This is a genomic window from Coleofasciculus sp. D1-CHI-01 (genome assembly GCF_040218875.1).
Taxonomy (GTDB): Bacteria; Cyanobacteriota; Cyanobacteriia; order Cyanobacteriales; family Coleofasciculaceae; genus Coleofasciculus.
Genome location: NZ_JAVJQP010000017.1, coordinates 59,346 through 75,390, shown reverse-complemented (window position 1 = coordinate 75,390; position 16,045 = coordinate 59,346). Strand labels below are relative to the sequence as shown.

The window sequence follows — 16,045 nt, the reverse complement described above, 5'->3', positions numbered from 1 at the left end:
TCCCCAGCTCCCCCAGCTTCCCCAGCTCCTGATAACTGATAACTGATAACTGCTCACTGATAACTGATAACTGATAACTCCCCCAGCTTCCCTTAATCCCCCGCCTCCGGAGAGGGTTGAAGTTTCAATGCTTGCTGAAGTTGGGCAAGTTCATCGCGATGGGCGATAACAGTAACTAAGCTTTGCATATCCGTCTGGGGATTCGGCAAAGGTTCAACTTTTAGGAACACCTGTTCATCGCGTCCCGCACCTTTCCAGTAAAAAATGCCAGCCACAGGAGCCAGAACAACTAGCCCCAGGAAAACCTGGGATAGGTTTGGGTACAGTATGGATAGAACCAATGATAGGCAAAGAATACCACAGGCAGCGAGTGCGGTTAAAAAGATAGCCATAAACCAACTGGGTCGGACAAAACCCTGAAATGTCACTTGACCCGTGGCTGGGTCAACCGCAGCTACCCGGTATGCCCTTTGATCAAAATAGTTCTGCAACCGTTCTAAGAGGGAGGCTTCGGGTTCTTGGGCAATGAGTTGAACTTTTTGGGTTCGGTCTTTAACCGAAGCACGGATGAAAAAGAACAAACCTACTGCTAACAACAAAGTCAGCAGGAATGTGGAAGACAGAATTGGTGTACTCACAGATATTGACCAACAACAGTTATCCTTGGCTTACCACTTTACTGGGGTGAACCGATCATGATTCAACAGTTGAGTCGTAAGAGACTCAACAGCTCCCCTGTCGTTGACAATAATAACTCATTTAGCCGAAGAACCCGTACATGACGGCAGAAACTGACCATCAGTTCACCCCACAAACCAGTGTTTGCACCGAACTTGAGTTGGATCTGGTTTTTACTGATGGTGTAATTCTGCCGAAATGTGCTATATTGCTTGTTTCTCCTGAGTAATATAGCGACGCCAAAACCCTGCTAGTTCGCGGGCTTTATCCCGCCACTCGCTAGAGATCTGATACATACGACGGGGGCGTCCTCGTCCTTCCACTTTTTTCCAATACCCAGTGATTGCCCCAGCTTCTTCCAGAAACTTTAGGGCGCTGTAAAGAACTGTATCAGACAGTCGATAGGTTGGGTATTCGTGTTCGAGTTGTTGGATCAGGTGGGTGCCATAGGATTCCCCTTCTATGAGGACAGACAACACATAACATACGGCTAATTCCTTGTTGAGATAGTTGGGAGGAGGGTCTTGAAAAAACTGATAGATATCCTCAAATTTCATCTGCATAGTCCGCTGAATATCCCAGTAAGTCAGATTTGCATGGCAAAGTTTTCCTAAAACTAACCATGGTTTCAACACCCTGAAAATCTTTGCTGCAATGTATCGATCAACAATGAGCAATTTCGGTTTGCTCATTCCTCTGGTACTTTATAACCTCAAAGTATTGAGGTCGTCTAATGCACTCGTTAGTTTGGTTACGGCAGATGCAACAGCACTGAATAATCTCCATCAATTTTAGCTAAGTAATGGAGTAATTTTCCAAAAAAATCGAGGCGTCCAAGTCCAGATCTGGGGAAAATCGTCCCCTTAGTGTGCAACCTGAGTGCGTGATCGCATTGCTAGCATTAATAATTTCTACTAGCTTATTGAGCAATAGTCCGCAATATTTTGTTTTCAATTCCTTAACGTTTTCCCTAAGGGGGTTTCAGACCGTCTATTTTTCACGACTTGGAGATGCTACCCTATTTCCGGAGGGGTCTGGAAAACGTTAGTTAAACACCCAGTTCTGGATTCGTCTGCCAAACTTCTTTAATAATCTTACCTGTTTGATCGAAATCAGCCTGGTAAGACATTGACCAAACCACCATCAGTCCCTGATCAGATTTGGCGGTGATCTGAATTTGAGCTTTAACCGTGCGATCGCGCCGTTGTTGCTCGAGTACCTGAAAGTCTTTGATATCATACTGGCGGAAAAAGTCCTGCCAAGCTGAGTAGATGGAGAGCCCCTGATAGGTCTCATTCACATCAGGTACATTGTAGGAGCGCTTAAGAACAGCATGATCACTGTAGCCATAGATTAACAGATCGGGATTAGCCGTTGCGATCGCCTGCCAGTGTTGTTGAGCTGCAGATAGGGGATTCGTGCTGACCTGATTTTTGTACAACGACAAACTCCAGACTAAAGCGATGGCACAGATGGCGTAGGATAAACGTTGTTTCCAATTCGGTTCCATACGCTTCCTCCATGAGCTGACGTGACAATGAGGTTCCCACCGTAGGGCTAAAGCTTGGCTTTGGCTTTATACCTGACCTAACAGACGCACAACCCCGATTAAAAGTTCACTGAGGAATAAGCGAAAGATTATGAAAATTTATAATCAGTGGCAAAGATTCGTCGGAGTTAGCGTTTCGCTTGCACAAACAACAGTTTTCTAGTTCTCCTGGTTAAATATGAAATAGGTGTCACTCACGGATTCGAGTCCCAATGCGAGAATTGCCCGATACGTCCTCACTACCCACCCCTCTCCAGCGCATCGCCTTGGTGCTGCGTACCTTTGGCAGAATTGCTTTGTGGGTACAATTAGTCCTCGGAGTTGTGTCGCTGGGGATCTTGCTCACCGGAATCGCTGGTCGTACCGTTGGACCGACGGAAGATAAACAGGGTGTTGGGTTCGGTATATTTTTAGCAATATGTGGGTTAGTTACATTGGGTGTGGGTGTCTACATCGCATGGCGCTATACTCGCATTTCCCAACAGTTACTCGTTGGCAATACCGAAACACGACCCAGCAAAGCCGATACCCTTAAAACCATTAGGCTAGGATTAATCGTCAATATGGCGGGCATGTTATTGACGATTGTGGGTGCCCAAGCCATCATCGGCAGCATTGTGATCCGCTCGATTTCCCAACCCTCTGGCTTGACAGTGTATGACGCCAACCGATTCGTGCGACCCTTAGACTTATTCTTGGTACAGGCGAATATCAACACAATTACGGCTCATTTTGCGGGTATCGCCATTGCCATTTGGCTGTTCAATCGCATTAATCGGTGATTTGTCATTCGTCATTCGTCATTCGTCCTTCGTTCTTCGTCATTTGTCCTTTTTGCCCAGTATCCATAAAAATCTGTGCTTGACCTAAAGCAAATCCGAGAAAATCCCCAAAGCGTCCAAGAACGCCTAGAAAAACGCGGGGCGGGTCAGTATGACCTCCAGCCCATTTTGGACTTGAATCAGCGTCAACGGGAACTAGAAACCTCTCGTAGTCGCCTGCAAGCCCGTAGTAACGAAATTGGGAAACTCATCGGTCAAAAAATTAAAGCCGGGAGTTCCCCTGATGCGCCGGAAATTCGAGAACTGCGAGAGGAAGGTAATCAGGTTAAAACCCAAATTAGTGAACTAGAACCTCAAGAAAAAGACCTTAAAGCAGAAATTGAGGCGCTATTACTCTCCCTACCCAATCTAGCCAGTCCCTCAACTCCCGTTGGTCAGAGTGAAGCGGAAAATGTCGAGGTGCGCCGTTGGGGTGACGAGTATATTCCCCAGAATGACAAGATTTTACCCCATTGGGAAATTGGCGAAACCCTCGGTATTCTCAATTTTGAGCGGGCGGTAAAAGTGGCACAAAGTCGTTTTGTGAGTCTAATCGGTGTCGGTGCTGCCTTAGAGCGGGCGTTGATTAGTTTTATGCTAGATCGACAAATTGCCGCAGGCTATGTGGAAGTGAGCCCACCGATACTGATCAACAGCCGCTCATTAACGGCAACGGGTCAACTGCCCAAATTTGCCGAAGAAAGCTTCAAGTGTGATAGCGATGATCTATGGCTTTCGCCCACAGCGGAAGTCCCCTTAACTAATCTTTACCGTGACGAAATTTTAGACGCCTCCCAACTCCCTATTTATCACTGCGCCTATACACCCTGCTTTCGCCGAGAAGCTGGGAGTTATGGACGAGATACTAAAGGATTGATTCGACTGCACCAGTTTAATAAAGTTGAGCTGGTCAAAATTGTTCATCCGAGTACCTCGGAAGCTGAACATGAAAAGCTGGTGCAGGATGCGGCGGCAATTTTAGAGGCGTTAAAACTCCCTTATCGGGTTATTGAACTCTGTACTGGAGATTTGGGATTCTCTGCCACAAAATGCTATGACTTAGAAGTGTGGCTTCCTGCTTCGGGAAAATACCGTGAAATTTCGAGTTGTTCTAATTGCGGTGATTTCCAAGCGCGACGGGGTAGTCTACGCTTTAAGGAAACGGGCAAAAAAGGAACTCAGTTTGTCCATACCTTGAATGGATCGGGATTAGCCATTGGGCGCACCATGTCGGCAATTTTAGAGAATTATCAGCAACCTAACGGTACAGTGAAAATACCAGAGGTTCTACATTCCTATATGGGACGGGAGGTGTTATGAGCCTTAACCTACCTTGGCTTGAACGCGATAGATGTTTTCTGTAGGGGCAGGTTTGACTTTTATCGTTCTTTGTTCATCCAAAGGCGACTAAACCTGCCCAGCCTAAGTGCAACAATTAACCAGAGAACTCCTTTATCTTCGGAGTTTTGCCCCGGTTGGCTAACGCTAACGCTAACATCTTCCCAAGTATTGAAAACGGCAACGTACAATAGAAAGGACGCAAGCAATCGTTACATTACTTCTTATGTCAATTTTGGCGGCGATCGCAGTCTTGGCGGTTTTGATTGTGGTGCATGAGCTGGGTCACTTTATGGCAGCTCGTTTGCAGGGAATTTATGCTAATCGCTTTTCCCTGGGTTTTGGTCCAGTTCTGTGGAAATACCAAGGACCTGATACGGAATATGCGATCCGCGCTTTCCCCTTGGGCGGATTTGTGGGTTTCCCCGATGATGACCCCGATAGCGATATCCCGCCGGATGACCCAAATTTACTTCGCAATCGACCCGTTTTAGACCGAGCGATTGTAATTAGTGCTGGAGTCATTGCTAACCTGATCTTTGCTTACTTTTTACTGGTGGTGCAGGTGGGAACAGTCGGAATTACTGACTTCAATTACCAGCCGGGAGTACAGGTTCCAGAAATTGCCGCAGAAAGTAGCTTAGTGGCAAAACAAGCGGGAATTAAACCCGGTGATGTTATCTTAGCGGTTGAGGATCAACCCTTGGGAGCGAGTCGGGATGCAATCCTTACCCTAATGACCGAAATTCAAAACTCTCCCAACCAACCCCTAGAACTGTCGATTAAGCGGGGTGAACAAACCTTGTCCCTGGACGTGACGCCAGAACCCGGAGACGATGGCAAAGGTAGAATTGGCGTACAACTGGCACCCAATGGTGAAATAGTCCGCAACTATGCTGACGGACTTTTCGAGATGTTTACGATTGCGGCTGACCAATATCAGCGCCTGAGTACGGAAATTGCCAAGGGTTTTGGTCAACTAATTAGCAACTTTGGTGAAACAGCAGAACAAGTATCCGGTCCGGTAGCGATTGTGGCAATTGGCGCGAATATTGCCCGTTCTGATGCGGGAAATCTGTTTCAGTTTGCGGCGTTGATTAGCATCAATTTGGCGATTATTAATATCTTGCCCTTACCCGCGCTGGATGGGGGTCAACTGGCATTTTTAGCGATCGAGGGAATTCGCGGTAAACCCATCCCCACAGAAGTTCAGCAAAATATCATGCAAACTGGATTGGTCTTGCTTTTGGGGTTAGGACTTTTCTTGATTGTGCGAGATACGGCAAATTTAGTTCCCTCAAGTTGGGTGCAAAATTTGTTTCAATGAAATAGTTTTGACCCAACACTAGGCTCAAAGGAATCTGGTGCGTATGTAGGGGCGGGTTTCACTATTATCGTTTCTTTTCTCACCCAGATGCGACTAAACCCGCCCTGACTTAGTGTTAAATAAATAGACATAGTATGCTACGTCTGAGTTTGGAATGAGCATCACCCGTAAATGGTCAGCGAAACAGCAACGGGCATTGGAGATTTTGCTTCGCCTGAAGCGACTTTATGCGGATGCTCACTGTACGCTCAACTACGACACTCCTGTACAGTTACTGGTGGCGACGATTCTCTCAGCCCAATGTACGGATGAACGAGTGAATCAGGTGACACCGGAATTGTTTCGCCAATTTCCTAATGCTAGAGCGATCGCACAAGCGGATATTGAGGTGTTAGAAGCTTTAGTCCGCCCGACTGGATTCTATCGCAATAAGGCGAAAAATATTCAAGGCGCTTGTCGGATGATCGTCGCCGAGTTTGGCGGTCAGATTCCGAGACGTATCGAACTGCTGATCAAGTTACCCGGTGTAGCTCGCAAAACTGCCAATGTTGTGCTAGCCAATGCTTTTGATATCCACGAGGGAGTGACGGTGGATACTCATGTCAAGCGCTTGACTCAGCGTCTGGGTTTGACGGAACATAGTGACCCCATTCGTATCGAACGTGATTTAATGCGACTGTTGCCTGTGGAAGACTGGGAAAACTGGTCAATTCGCCTAATTTACCATGGTCGGGCAATTTGTCAGGCGAAGAAGCCGAAGTGCAATGCTTGCGTACTGGCTGATTTATGTCCCAGCGCTAGGATTTGAGGGATGATGGGGGAGCAGGGGGAGCTGGGGGAGCTGGGGGAGCTGGGGGAGCTGGGGGAGCTGGGGGAGCAGAGGGAGCTGGGGGAGCTGGGGGAGCAGAGGGAGCTGGGGGAGCTGGGGGAGCAATGGTACATTTTCCCTGATAGTGGTGCAAGGAGATGAAAGGGTTTGACCTTTTTTCCTTGAATAAGAGCAACTATCAATGCTACTCAAAGCATTGATAGTTAATGGTTTCGGCTTTATGCAGCAAACCATACATATAGAAGACTGTGCGTAAATCCTGTCCCTATCTCCATCATGAAACTAGCACTTCGGATCAAGCACTTCGGATCAAGCCATTGTCGATGAGAAGTTTTAACATATCCCCCCTGAGAACGCGACACCAGTGAAGCAACAGAGTTTACGACAATGGTTTCGATGGCTGACTCGGTGGATTCGCCGCATCTTTCAGAAACCAGAAACGTTCCAACCAACGTTTCTGGTTCTTGAGCGTACCTATTCGGCTGATGAATCCATCGTGCTTTTGTCCGTCGAACGAGACGCGCCGGGTGCTGTCGGAACCTGGTATCTATTGAATCAACACAATCCCCGTCATAATCTGCTGATTACTCTTGACAACCTGGCGGCGATTCGATTAGCTCTGGATGCCAATTCATTTTCTGATAGGGATACGTCAATTTTGGAGCTATCGTTAGCCCAGGAAGACCAGATTTTTCGGACTCATCGGTTTAGCGTGCAGTGGATTATTAAGTTGAAGAGTTCCCGCAAGGTTTTTCATTTGATTGGAACCTGGGATCTTGACCTCCAAGGTGATACCTGGGACCCTAATACCAGTGCATTTACGATTGGTCGTTTGGTGGTGCGAGAAGCGTTGAATTTACTGCCGCTTCCGGGAGTGTCGTGGCGTTTCCGGATGACTGAGTTTCCTTGGATTGAGAGCTTACAGAGTTATAGCAAGATGGTTTTGGGGGATAACCATAATTGTTATACCAAGAAGCTGAACCTGAAAGAACTCAAGGAACTTAGAGATGAAATTGAGCGGGGGCGAGGTTATAGAAAACGTCGTTAATCATAACTTATAAACTGAAGATGATGATGCTGACTTAGAGTGAATGGCGCTGAATGGAGCTACAAGTCTTAAAGATACCTAAGCTGTCATGCATTTAAATTGGAAATGGATAGCGAGCATCTTGCTCGCACATCCCTGGCTAAGATCCTCGACTTCTTGAAGAAGTCGGAGATCTCAAAGATCTCAAAAGCGGGAACTAATCGGGGAAGGCGAATCCGGTTCTGGGATCGCGGATAAATAACCCCAGCACTAAGGAGTCCATCACCGTGTCCCATACAGGGTTCAGACGCTCTGCATCGTCCACCCAGTAGTCATAAGTAATCAAACATTGAACGCCAGAACCTAATCCAATACAGATGCGGGAATAGGCGTCGCGGTTTTCGTTAGGGTCAATAAATTTGAATTGAGTCCAAACGATGCGGGCGGTTTGGCGCTTCAGTTCAACAATTTCGCCCTGCTCGATTATATTCCGCTCATCATCTCGAACGACTCGCTTTAATAAAGAAACTAAGGGAAATTCAGCCCAGTCGCCTGGGGGGAGTAGATTATAGGAGGCTTCTAAGCGACAATCATCATTGGGTGGCTTGTTGTCCAGAAACCGAAATGACTTGGTATCCGGTTCAAAATGCCAATCTTCGGGAACATCAAAACGTAATGCTCCGCGCCCTGCTACGAAGATCCGATGTCCTGGCTTGGATGTCCAGTTGTGGTCTTCTTTTAGCTCTAGGGTTTCCTTGATCCATTGGAGATTGTGCTTTTTGCGTTTAGCCATAGCCGATCGCCTAGATGAAAACCACATTTAATTATTGATGGTAGCACTATCTCTGGTTCTCAGAGAGGGTGGGCTAGGTTTCTACACCATTTCTCTCCATGGATGGAGGCGAGCAAAAACTGATACGGTTAGGCACTAGCCGAAAGACTCCGAAATCCTTATTCTGGATTAATGGCAGTGAGTGCGACTGATCAGTGCTGAGGACAAGTAACTAATGGGACGAATCTTTATTTCTGCCGGACACGGAGGAATTGAACAAGGGGGACGCGATCTGGGCGCGATCGCAGGCGGTACAACGGAAGCTCAACAGATGATTCTGCTGCGGGATCAGATTGTCCCGGAGTTGCGATCGCGTGGCTTTGAGGTTCTCTCTGTCCCCGATGACTTGAGTTCAGCCGAATCGATTCAATGGATTAATGCTCGTTATCGTCCCGGCGATGTGGCGCTGGAAATTCATGCGGGTTCTTCCCCCAATCCCAGTGTCCGAGGAACGGCGGTTTACTACATCGCCAATAACACTGAACGCAAAAATCATGCGGAACTGATCCTCCTCGCCCTGCTGCGACGCCTTCCCCAATTACCCAACCGAGGCGCGAAGACGGATACGGCGACAGGGATGGGTTTTCTGGCGTTTACCCGCGATACCATCCTTCCTTCGCTGCTAATGGAGGTTGGCTATCTCACCAATCCAGAGGATCGGTTTATTATTCAAAATCGCCGTCGCGAGATGGCGTTAGGAATTGCGGATGGACTAGCGGCGTGGAGTCGAGCGGTTTCGGGAACGGAACCGGGAGGAAATGGAACGGAGGTTACCTATCCTTCGATTAATATCAAGATTAATAATCAAACCTATGGAGAGCAAGGCATTATTGTCAATAACAATGCCTATATTCCCATTGACTTAGCCGATCGCTTGGGTGTGGATTTAACCACGATTCCTGGTATTCGCCGCCTCCAGTATCGGGGAGTGGTTTACGTTAAAGCGATTGAATTGCGAGATTATAATATTTCAGTCGGTTGGGATGCAGCGACGCGCACGGTAATTTTGCGTTCAATTTTACAAATTTGTCCGGGTCAAATTGACCGAATTATGGCACATGGGAATACGTCAGAAGTGCAGTTAATGATGTTCCTCAAAGCCAATAATGAAGACGCCTTGGCTCAGTTTCCCGACTTACCCAAGCTTTACCGGGAAGAAGCCGCCATTGAAGGGGTAAATTATGATATTGCCTTTTCTCAAGCTATGGTGGAAACGAACTTCCTCCGTTTTGGTGGCGACTTGAAACCTAGTCAAAATAACTTTGGCGGCTTAGGATCAGTTGGGGGTGATCCGGAAGGAGCGACATTCCCCAGCGCTCGATTAGGCGTTCGCGCTCATATTCAACAATTAAAAGCCTACGCCAGTTTAGAACCCTTGGTACAAGAAGTGGTCAGTCCCCGATTTCGCTTTGTCACTCGTGGAATTGCACCCCTAGTTCAGCAGTTGAGCGGACGGTGGTCGGCTGACTTGAATTATGGCGATCGGATTATGGCTGTTCTCCGGCGTCTCTATGAATCAGCTGGCTTTTTCTAAGGGAACAGGGAACAGGGAACAGTCACGCTCATTCAGCGGAAAATTATCTTACATTGCTCAAGATCCCCGACTTCTTGGTTAAAAGCCTGATTGCTGAATAAATTTGATTTAGAAGTCGGGGATCTACTAGGACATCGGTTAAGAAACCGGGTTTCTTAGGGTGAAATCTTGATAGTTGTTGTTATCCTCATGATCAACCCGGTTTCTCGGAATATGGCGTCCAAGATTGCATCGGGTACTTCCTCTAAAAGACAAGGAAATTTCTGTCAACAGGGGATGCACCCATAAGTTACGACCAATCTAAAACTTTAGTCACTTCCTTAGTTAGTGTCATTGGGTCAAAGGGTTTAGCCATGACTCCAGCAATACCCAACTGATCAAATTCAGTGATGTTGTTGTTAAACACTTTGGCTGTGAGTAAAATCACGGGAATTTTTTGAGTGCTGGGAGACTTTTGCAACTCTTTCAATAGGGTTAACCCATCCATATCCGGCATCATCACATCCAAGAGAATCGCATCAGGTTGTTCAGTTTGGGCTAACTGTAGTCCTTTCTTGCCGGATTCAGCCGTGATTACTTGCCAGTTGCCAATCGTTTCCAGACAAGCTTGGATCACTAAACAAAGATTGGGTTCATCATCAATGACTAGGATACATTTGGTAGACATAAAGGGAACAGGGAATGGAAAACAGGGAACAGGGAATAATCAATTTTAATGCACATCAGCTTACTTGTGAAAGAGGGCGGGTTTTGTTGTTCATTTATTGGTAGGGAGGGCGTATTTTGTTGTTCATTTATCGGTGGGGAGGGCGGGTTTTGTTGTTCATTTATCGGTGGGGAGGGCGGGTTTTGTTGTTCATTTATTGGTGGGGAGGGCGGATTTTGTTGTTCATTTATCGGTGGGGAGGGCGGGTTTTGTTGTTCATTTATTGGTGAATAGCGAAATTTAGTCCCTAAACCCGCCCCTACAGATTTCCTAAACCCGCCCCTAAAATTTACTGATTAGTGGTTTCCTCCTGATTAACTTTCTCAATTTGACGGGCAAAATGAGTTTCTCGATACTGCAACGACTGGGCTAAGGCTAGACCTTTTTGAAAAGCGTCTAAGGCTTGATCATAGTTGTTTTGGGTGAGATAAATCTGACCCATTTGATCGTAAGCTTGCATCAACCCATAATAATTGTAGGACTGTTGTTCCACAATAATCAACGTTTCATACACCTGGAGTGCATAGTCGGGTTGGTCGTAAGATAAATAGAGTTGGGCTAATTTTTCGAGTGCATCACTGGCATAAGCAAACTGTTGTGATGACCAAGCGAGTGCATAAGCTTCTTGGTAGCTTTGAGAAGCTTGTTCGGGTTGATTCAGGGCTTCGTAGTCGGCACCAATCCCAATTTTTAGGGCGGGAATTTGCGTGTAGTTTTCTTGGTTGAGGTAACTGTCCACTAACCGTTCCTTGATCCGCAGGGCGTTTTCGGGTTTCTGGGATTGTTTATAAATGTTGAGCAATTCTTGTAAATAGTTAATCTCCGCCACGCGATCGCGCCTTGCTTGGGCTATGGCTAGTAATTCTTCATAAATGGCGGCGGCTTGGGGATAGTCAAACCAAGCTAAGTGGAGTTGGGCGATCGTTTCTAAGGTTTCGGCTTGAGTTTCTAGATCTTCTTGTTGACGAGCATCCGCTAAAATTTTCTCATAGATAGCTAGGGCGTTTCTGGGAACTCGTACCTGTCGATAAGCTTGACCTAATGCACCTAAAAGTTCGGGCTCTAACTCTCCTTCTTCCTCAGCGTTTTGCTGAATCGTTTCTAAGCGTTTGGTAATTAACTGGACTTGGGATTTCGCATTCCGACTCCAGGCAATTTCACCGACGCGCCCTAAAGTTTTTATTTCTTCTAATCGTCCACCCAAAACTCGCCGTAACCGAATTTCTCGATACCAGATATCAAACGCCTCTTCTTGATTTCCCGCCCTCAATTCGGCGGCGGCTTGATTATTTAATTGATTGAGATCTTCCCTCAGTCGGCGGCGTTCTAAGGGGCTTAAAGGGCGTTCTACGGGGGGATTGGGAAGCAGGGGATCGCCAGTGGTATCCAGTTCTAGGGGATTGGGTGGATTTGTGTCGGCGGGTTGGGCTAATGTTGGACTACTTAACCCTAACCAGAGTGTCGCGATGCAAAAGAGGAGTTGAACTTTTCTCATTAATTTAAGATGTATAAGATGCAACACTGTTTTAAGGAGAACCAGGAAATAAATTTCTTATCTTTAAGCTAAAGTAAGCTAAAGCTTACTACCTTAAAGACTTTTAACCCGTTTGAACGGGACGTGAGCTTTTAGCCCATAGACGCAAAGTGGCTTCTCTTTGAGAACTTTAGTTCAGAGCTTAAGTCTGATTAATTATTATCTTATCTGCCAACGTAATCACCATTGACGTTTAAAATCAACTTAGAGTTTCTTCAAGGAAACCCCTCCCCTAAGACGTTTGACATTTTTTATGATTCAGCCATTAACACAAAATCCATTAAAAATCAATAGATTTCGCCCCCTATTATCTCGACTCTTCGTCGTGGCGATCGCGCTATTGATTCTGTTGACGACGAGCTGTAGTCCCTCTACCGCTAGAACCGCCGAACAGCGCACGTTTCTGGATTTATCCTTGGACTTTTTGGCGGAGTATCAATTACCCAAACCGATGAGGTTTGAGGATACTCCCGTTGGCGGCTTATCCGCCCTCTCCTATGATCGCGATCGCGATCGTTTTTTGGCACTGTCCGATGATCGGTCAAATCTCGCACCCGCCCGATTTTACACCCTGGCGCTGACGATTAACCGCAACTCGGCAGGAGAAATTGGGATTGAATCCGTCACCGTGGAGGATGTAACCGTTCTAAAAGACGAAAACGGTAAACCCTATGCTTCCGGAACCATTGACCCCGAAGGCATCGCCCTATCCGGTAAAGGTAGCGTATTTATTTCCACTGAAGGGGTTCCCAGTCAGGGAATTGAACCCTTTATTCAAGAATTTGACCGCCAAACGGGACAACCGTTGCAACGCTTGCGAATTCCTGACCGCTTTCTGGCGAATAATACTACAGAAGAGGAACAAGTTCCCCGTGGCGTACAAGAGAACCTAGGCTTTGAAGCGTTAACCTTAGAACCAATTACGTTAGCGGCGGCTAGTGGCGATCCTTTTCGCCTATTTACAGCAACGGAATCCGCGTTAATTCAAGATAGTTTACCCCCAGATTCAGACGAGGTTCCCCGAATTCGGCTGCTGCATTATTTAATCAGCGACATTGCACCACCCATGCTAGTAGCGGAACATTTGTATCCACTGGCTCCCGCCCCCAAAGGAACAATTGATTATGGCTTGTCTGAATTAGTGGCATTAGATACAGAAGGTCACTTTCTTAGTTTAGAACGGAGTTATGGGTTGTTTGGACTCAGCGCCCAAATTTATCAACTAACCCTAGGTGGGGCAACCGATACATCTAATGTTGCCAGTCTCAAGGGGAATATTTCTCGCCTTGATCCGGTGAAGAAAAAATTGCTCCTTGATTTAAGTACTTTGGGAATTTATTTAGATAATCTGGAAGGGATGACTCTAGGTTCACGGTTGCCAGATGGGAGTCAGAGTTTGGTATTAGTCAGTGATGATAATTTTAATCAAGCACAGATTACACAGTTTCTTTTGTTTCGGTTAAACCTGAATAAGTCGAATTGAGCTAAATTGTAGTGGCGTGACACAGCTAATTGGCTCTCTTCCTTTCTCCCCTTGTCCTTGTTAACCTCAACTACAAATTTAAAGCCCTAGCAGGTTGACAACTTGAAATAAATGTGCATTTCTCCCAATTCTCCCCCCACTGCCGACAAACCCCTTACAATAGTGAAAACAGCTAATTGTATAGATTTGTATAGCCAACTCAGGTATAGAACGATATATGGCTGCTGCCGTTTTAATCGAGAACCTAAAAAAATACTACGGGGATGTCGAAGCCGTGAAGGACATCTCCCTGAACGTCGAACCGGGTGAGATTTTTGGCTTACTTGGTCCGAATGGGGCGGGGAAAACCACAACGATTCGCTGTCTGTGTACCTTAAGTAAACCCGACGCGGGTAAGATTGAGGTATCGGGAATTTCTGCGATCGCGAATCCTAGAGCCGTCCGCCGCCGCATCGGTTATGTCGCCCAGGAAGTAGCATTAGACAAAGTGTTGACGGGTCGCGAGTTACTGCAACTACAAGCGGATTTATATCACCTACCCAGCACCATTGCCAAAGAGCGCGTCAATACCATGATAGAGGTGCTGGGCTTGCAGGAGTATGCCGATAAAAAGACAGGAACCTACTCCGGCGGAATCCGCAAGCGTCTGGATTTAGCCTCCGGCTTACTCCATAAACCCGATGTGTTAGTTCTCGATGAACCCACCGTAGGGCTTGATATCGAGAGTCGGGTAGTGGTGTGGAATTTCCTGCGTCAATTGCAAAACGCTGGCACAACCATATTTATTACCAGCCACTATTTGGAAGAAGTAGATATTTTAGCCGATCGCGTAGCAATTATCGACAAAGGAGTTGTCATTGCCGAAGGTACGCCCTCTCAGTTAAAGGATAACGTAGGAGGCGATCGCATAACCCTCCGCATCCGGGAATTCTCACCCCTGGAAGAAGCCGAAAATGCCAAGGAAAAGCTGGAGGTGTTACCCTTTGTCCAAGAAGTGATTATTAATACGGCGCAAGGAAATTCCCTCAACTTGGTCGTCAAACCCCAAAGTGACGCATTGACCAACATTCAGCAATCCTTAAAAGACGCCGGATTACCCATCTTTGGCATTGCCCAATCCCGACCCAGTTTAGATGATGTCTACTTAGCCGCCACAGGTCAAACCTTAATGGATGCTGAACTCGCGGCGGCGGGAACACGAGATGTGAAGGCAGAGAAAAAGCAACGGATGAAGGAATGATGAGGGAGCAGGGGGAGCTTGTAGAGACGTAGCATGCTACGTCTGGGAGCTGGGGGAAATGAGGGAGATGAGGGAGATGAGGGAGATGAGGGAGATGGGGGAGATTATGTAGGGGCGGGTTTCACTACTATCTTTTTAGTTACACCCAGATGTAACTAAACCCGCCCCGACTAAATGACGAATGACAAATGACAAATGACAAATGACAAATAACCAATAACAAATAACATTATGAGTGGAACTGTAACACCATCAAAACCGGAAATTAATTGGCAACCTGACGTAGTAAGTCAAGTCCCCGTCAGCGATAAGGCGGGTGTGGGTGAATTTGTCCAAGAAACCTTGGCACTCACTAAGCGCTTGTTTATCCAATTGCAACGACGCCCATCTACATTAATCGCTGGCGTGATTCAGCCGTTGATGTGGCTGATTCTGTTTGGGGCGTTATTTCAAAATGCGCCAAAAGGACTCTTTGGCGAAAGCTTATCATACGCCCAATTCTTGAGTGCTGGTGTAATTGTATTTACCGCCTTCGCTGGTGCGCTCAATGCTGGCTTACCCGTGATGTTTGACCGGGAATTTGGCTTTCTTAATCGCTTACTTGTTGCACCTTTGGCGTCTCGCTTCTCCATTGTCGCCGCATCCGCTATCTATATCGTCGCCCTCAGTTTTATCCAAGCCGTGGTGATTGTCGCCGCTAGTGCAGTGATGGGTGCGGGTGTTCCCAATATAGCCGGACTGGGTGCGATCGCGTTAATTGTTTTCTTGCTGGTAATCGGGATGACAGCATTAAGTTTAGGACTCGCATTTGTGCTTCCGGGTCATATTGAACTAATTGCCGTCATTTTTGTCACCAACTTACCCCTCTTATTTGCCAGCACCGCCCTAGCGCCGCTATCCTTTATGCCAAAATGGTTGCAGTTTGTCGCCAGTCTCAATCCCTTGAGTTATGCGATTGAACCAATTCGCTATCTCTACCTTCACGGAGATTGGTCTTTAGGTAGTGTTGTCATGGAAGCACCTTGGGCTTCAATTACATTTGGCGGGGCTGTTTTAGTCTTGTTTGGCTTTGCCACTATCGCCTTAGTTCTAATTAGTCCATTGTTGCGGCGTCGATTTGCTTAATGGCATTGAAACTTGGCAGTTT

At 46.7% G+C, this 16,045-nt stretch carries 17 protein-coding genes; 11 read left to right on the top strand and 6 right to left on the bottom strand.

The features are described 5' to 3' along the window. Positions 1-92 precede the first annotated feature (92 nt). The 3 genes from RIB93_RS03375 to RIB93_RS03365 form a co-directional block, all read right to left on the bottom strand. Positions 93-638 carry a cofactor assembly of complex C subunit B gene (locus RIB93_RS03375; protein ID WP_446370280.1) on the bottom strand — a complete coding sequence of 182 codons (546 nt, stop codon included), beginning with the start codon at positions 636-638 and terminating at the stop codon, positions 93-95. Between the two features lie 243 nt (positions 639-881). Beyond that, positions 882-1,235 (bottom strand): PadR family transcriptional regulator, encoded by a 354-nt coding sequence (locus tag RIB93_RS03370; RefSeq protein ID WP_446370348.1) that lies wholly within the window; start codon positions 1,233-1,235, stop codon positions 882-884. Between the two features lie 491 nt (positions 1,236-1,726). Continuing rightward, on the bottom strand, positions 1,727-2,188 hold the full coding sequence (locus tag RIB93_RS03365; protein ID WP_446370278.1) for a hypothetical protein: 462 nt from the start codon (positions 2,186-2,188) through the stop codon (positions 1,727-1,729). Between the two features lie 251 nt (positions 2,189-2,439). Between RIB93_RS03365 and RIB93_RS03360 the strand changes: the two genes are divergently transcribed. The 6 genes from RIB93_RS03360 to RIB93_RS03335 all read left to right on the top strand — a co-directional run bounded on the left by RIB93_RS03360 (position 2,440) and on the right by RIB93_RS03335 (position 7,590). Next, entirely contained in the window at positions 2,440-3,009 is a 570-nt protein-coding gene (locus RIB93_RS03360; RefSeq protein WP_446370276.1) for a DUF3611 family protein, read from the top strand. Between the two features lie 75 nt (positions 3,010-3,084). Then, on the top strand, positions 3,085-4,368 hold the full coding sequence (gene serS / locus RIB93_RS03355) for a serine--tRNA ligase (RefSeq protein ID WP_446370274.1): 1,284 nt from the start codon (positions 3,085-3,087) through the stop codon (positions 4,366-4,368). Positions 4,369-4,612: 244 nt separating this feature from the next. Beyond that, the gene (rseP, locus tag RIB93_RS03350; protein ID WP_446370272.1) at positions 4,613-5,713 is read left to right on the top strand and encodes an RIP metalloprotease RseP; all 1,101 of its coding nucleotides are present in this window, start codon (positions 4,613-4,615) and stop codon (positions 5,711-5,713) included. Positions 5,714-5,867: 154 nt separating this feature from the next. Next, positions 5,868-6,521, top strand: a complete 654-nt coding sequence (gene nth / locus RIB93_RS03345; protein ID WP_446370270.1) for an endonuclease III — start codon at positions 5,868-5,870, stop codon at positions 6,519-6,521. After that, the gene (locus tag RIB93_RS03340; RefSeq protein WP_446370268.1) at positions 6,518-6,664 is read left to right on the top strand and encodes a hypothetical protein; all 147 of its coding nucleotides are present in this window, start codon (positions 6,518-6,520) and stop codon (positions 6,662-6,664) included. The genes nth and RIB93_RS03340 overlap by 4 nt, the downstream gene beginning before the upstream one ends. A 242-nt stretch (positions 6,665-6,906) precedes the next feature. Continuing rightward, complete coding sequence (locus RIB93_RS03335; protein WP_446370266.1) at positions 6,907-7,590, top strand: hypothetical protein; 684 nt, start codon at positions 6,907-6,909, stop codon at positions 7,588-7,590. Positions 7,591-7,786: 196 nt separating this feature from the next. On the opposite strand, the gene RIB93_RS03330 is transcribed toward RIB93_RS03335, so the two are convergent. Then, positions 7,787-8,362 carry a hypothetical protein gene (locus tag RIB93_RS03330; protein ID WP_446370264.1) on the bottom strand — a complete coding sequence of 192 codons (576 nt, stop codon included), beginning with the start codon at positions 8,360-8,362 and terminating at the stop codon, positions 7,787-7,789. Positions 8,363-8,576: 214 nt separating this feature from the next. Here RIB93_RS03330 and tftA point away from each other — a divergent pair, with 214 nt between their 5' ends. Beyond that, positions 8,577-9,935: a hormogonium tapered terminus morphoprotein TftA gene (gene tftA / locus RIB93_RS03325; RefSeq protein WP_446370262.1), complete on the top strand. Its 1,359-nt coding sequence runs from the start codon at positions 8,577-8,579 to the stop codon at positions 9,933-9,935. A 289-nt stretch (positions 9,936-10,224) separates the two neighbouring features. On the opposite strand, the gene RIB93_RS03320 is transcribed toward tftA, so the two are convergent. Together RIB93_RS03320 and RIB93_RS03315 are read right to left on the bottom strand one after the other, a co-directional pair. After that, the gene (locus RIB93_RS03320; RefSeq protein WP_446370260.1) at positions 10,225-10,602 is read right to left on the bottom strand and encodes a response regulator; all 378 of its coding nucleotides are present in this window, start codon (positions 10,600-10,602) and stop codon (positions 10,225-10,227) included. Positions 10,603-10,930: 328 nt separating this feature from the next. After that, positions 10,931-12,136, bottom strand: coding sequence for a tetratricopeptide repeat protein (locus RIB93_RS03315; protein WP_446370258.1), 1,206 nt, complete (start codon positions 12,134-12,136; stop codon positions 10,931-10,933). A gap of 292 nt (positions 12,137-12,428) precedes the next feature. Between RIB93_RS03315 and RIB93_RS03310 the strand changes: the two genes are divergently transcribed. The 4 genes from RIB93_RS03310 (at position 12,429) to RIB93_RS03295 (ending at position 16,023) form a co-directional block, all read left to right on the top strand. Then, positions 12,429-13,658, top strand: a complete 1,230-nt coding sequence (locus RIB93_RS03310; RefSeq protein ID WP_446370256.1) for an esterase-like activity of phytase family protein — start codon at positions 12,429-12,431, stop codon at positions 13,656-13,658. 217 nt (positions 13,659-13,875) lie between these two features. Continuing rightward, on the top strand, positions 13,876-14,898 hold the full coding sequence (locus RIB93_RS03305) for an ATP-binding cassette domain-containing protein (protein ID WP_446370254.1): 1,023 nt from the start codon (positions 13,876-13,878) through the stop codon (positions 14,896-14,898). 33 nt (positions 14,899-14,931) lie between these two features. Continuing rightward, on the top strand, positions 14,932-15,057 hold the full coding sequence (locus RIB93_RS03300) for a hypothetical protein (protein ID WP_446370252.1): 126 nt from the start codon (positions 14,932-14,934) through the stop codon (positions 15,055-15,057). Between the two features lie 72 nt (positions 15,058-15,129). After that, the gene (locus RIB93_RS03295; RefSeq protein ID WP_446370250.1) at positions 15,130-16,023 is read left to right on the top strand and encodes an ABC transporter permease; all 894 of its coding nucleotides are present in this window, start codon (positions 15,130-15,132) and stop codon (positions 16,021-16,023) included. Positions 16,024-16,045 lie beyond the last annotated feature (22 nt).

Excerpts from the sequence above, each read along its gene's own strand:
- RIB93_RS03300 (WP_446370252.1), top strand. The coding sequence starts at position 14,932 with ATGCTACGTCTGGGAGCTGGGGGAAATGAGGGAGATGAGGGAGATGAG.
- RIB93_RS03315 (WP_446370258.1), bottom strand. The coding sequence starts at position 12,136 with ATGAGAAAAGTTCAACTCCTCTTTTGCATCGCGACACTCTGGTTAGGG.
- RIB93_RS03370 (WP_446370348.1), bottom strand. The coding sequence starts at position 1,235 with ATGAAATTTGAGGATATCTATCAGTTTTTTCAAGACCCTCCTCCCAAC.
- RIB93_RS03360 (WP_446370276.1), top strand. The coding sequence starts at position 2,440 with ATGCGAGAATTGCCCGATACGTCCTCACTACCCACCCCTCTCCAGCGC.
- rseP (WP_446370272.1), top strand. The coding sequence starts at position 4,613 with ATGTCAATTTTGGCGGCGATCGCAGTCTTGGCGGTTTTGATTGTGGTG.
- tftA (WP_446370262.1), top strand. The coding sequence starts at position 8,577 with ATGGGACGAATCTTTATTTCTGCCGGACACGGAGGAATTGAACAAGGG.
- RIB93_RS03365 (WP_446370278.1), bottom strand. The coding sequence starts at position 2,188 with ATGGAACCGAATTGGAAACAACGTTTATCCTACGCCATCTGTGCCATC.
- RIB93_RS03305 (WP_446370254.1), top strand. The coding sequence starts at position 13,876 with ATGGCTGCTGCCGTTTTAATCGAGAACCTAAAAAAATACTACGGGGAT.
- RIB93_RS03295 (WP_446370250.1), top strand. The coding sequence starts at position 15,130 with ATGAGTGGAACTGTAACACCATCAAAACCGGAAATTAATTGGCAACCT.
- RIB93_RS03310 (WP_446370256.1), top strand. The coding sequence starts at position 12,429 with ATGATTCAGCCATTAACACAAAATCCATTAAAAATCAATAGATTTCGC.
- nth (WP_446370270.1), top strand. The coding sequence starts at position 5,868 with ATGAGCATCACCCGTAAATGGTCAGCGAAACAGCAACGGGCATTGGAG.
- RIB93_RS03330 (WP_446370264.1), bottom strand. The coding sequence starts at position 8,362 with ATGGCTAAACGCAAAAAGCACAATCTCCAATGGATCAAGGAAACCCTA.
- RIB93_RS03320 (WP_446370260.1), bottom strand. The coding sequence starts at position 10,602 with ATGTCTACCAAATGTATCCTAGTCATTGATGATGAACCCAATCTTTGT.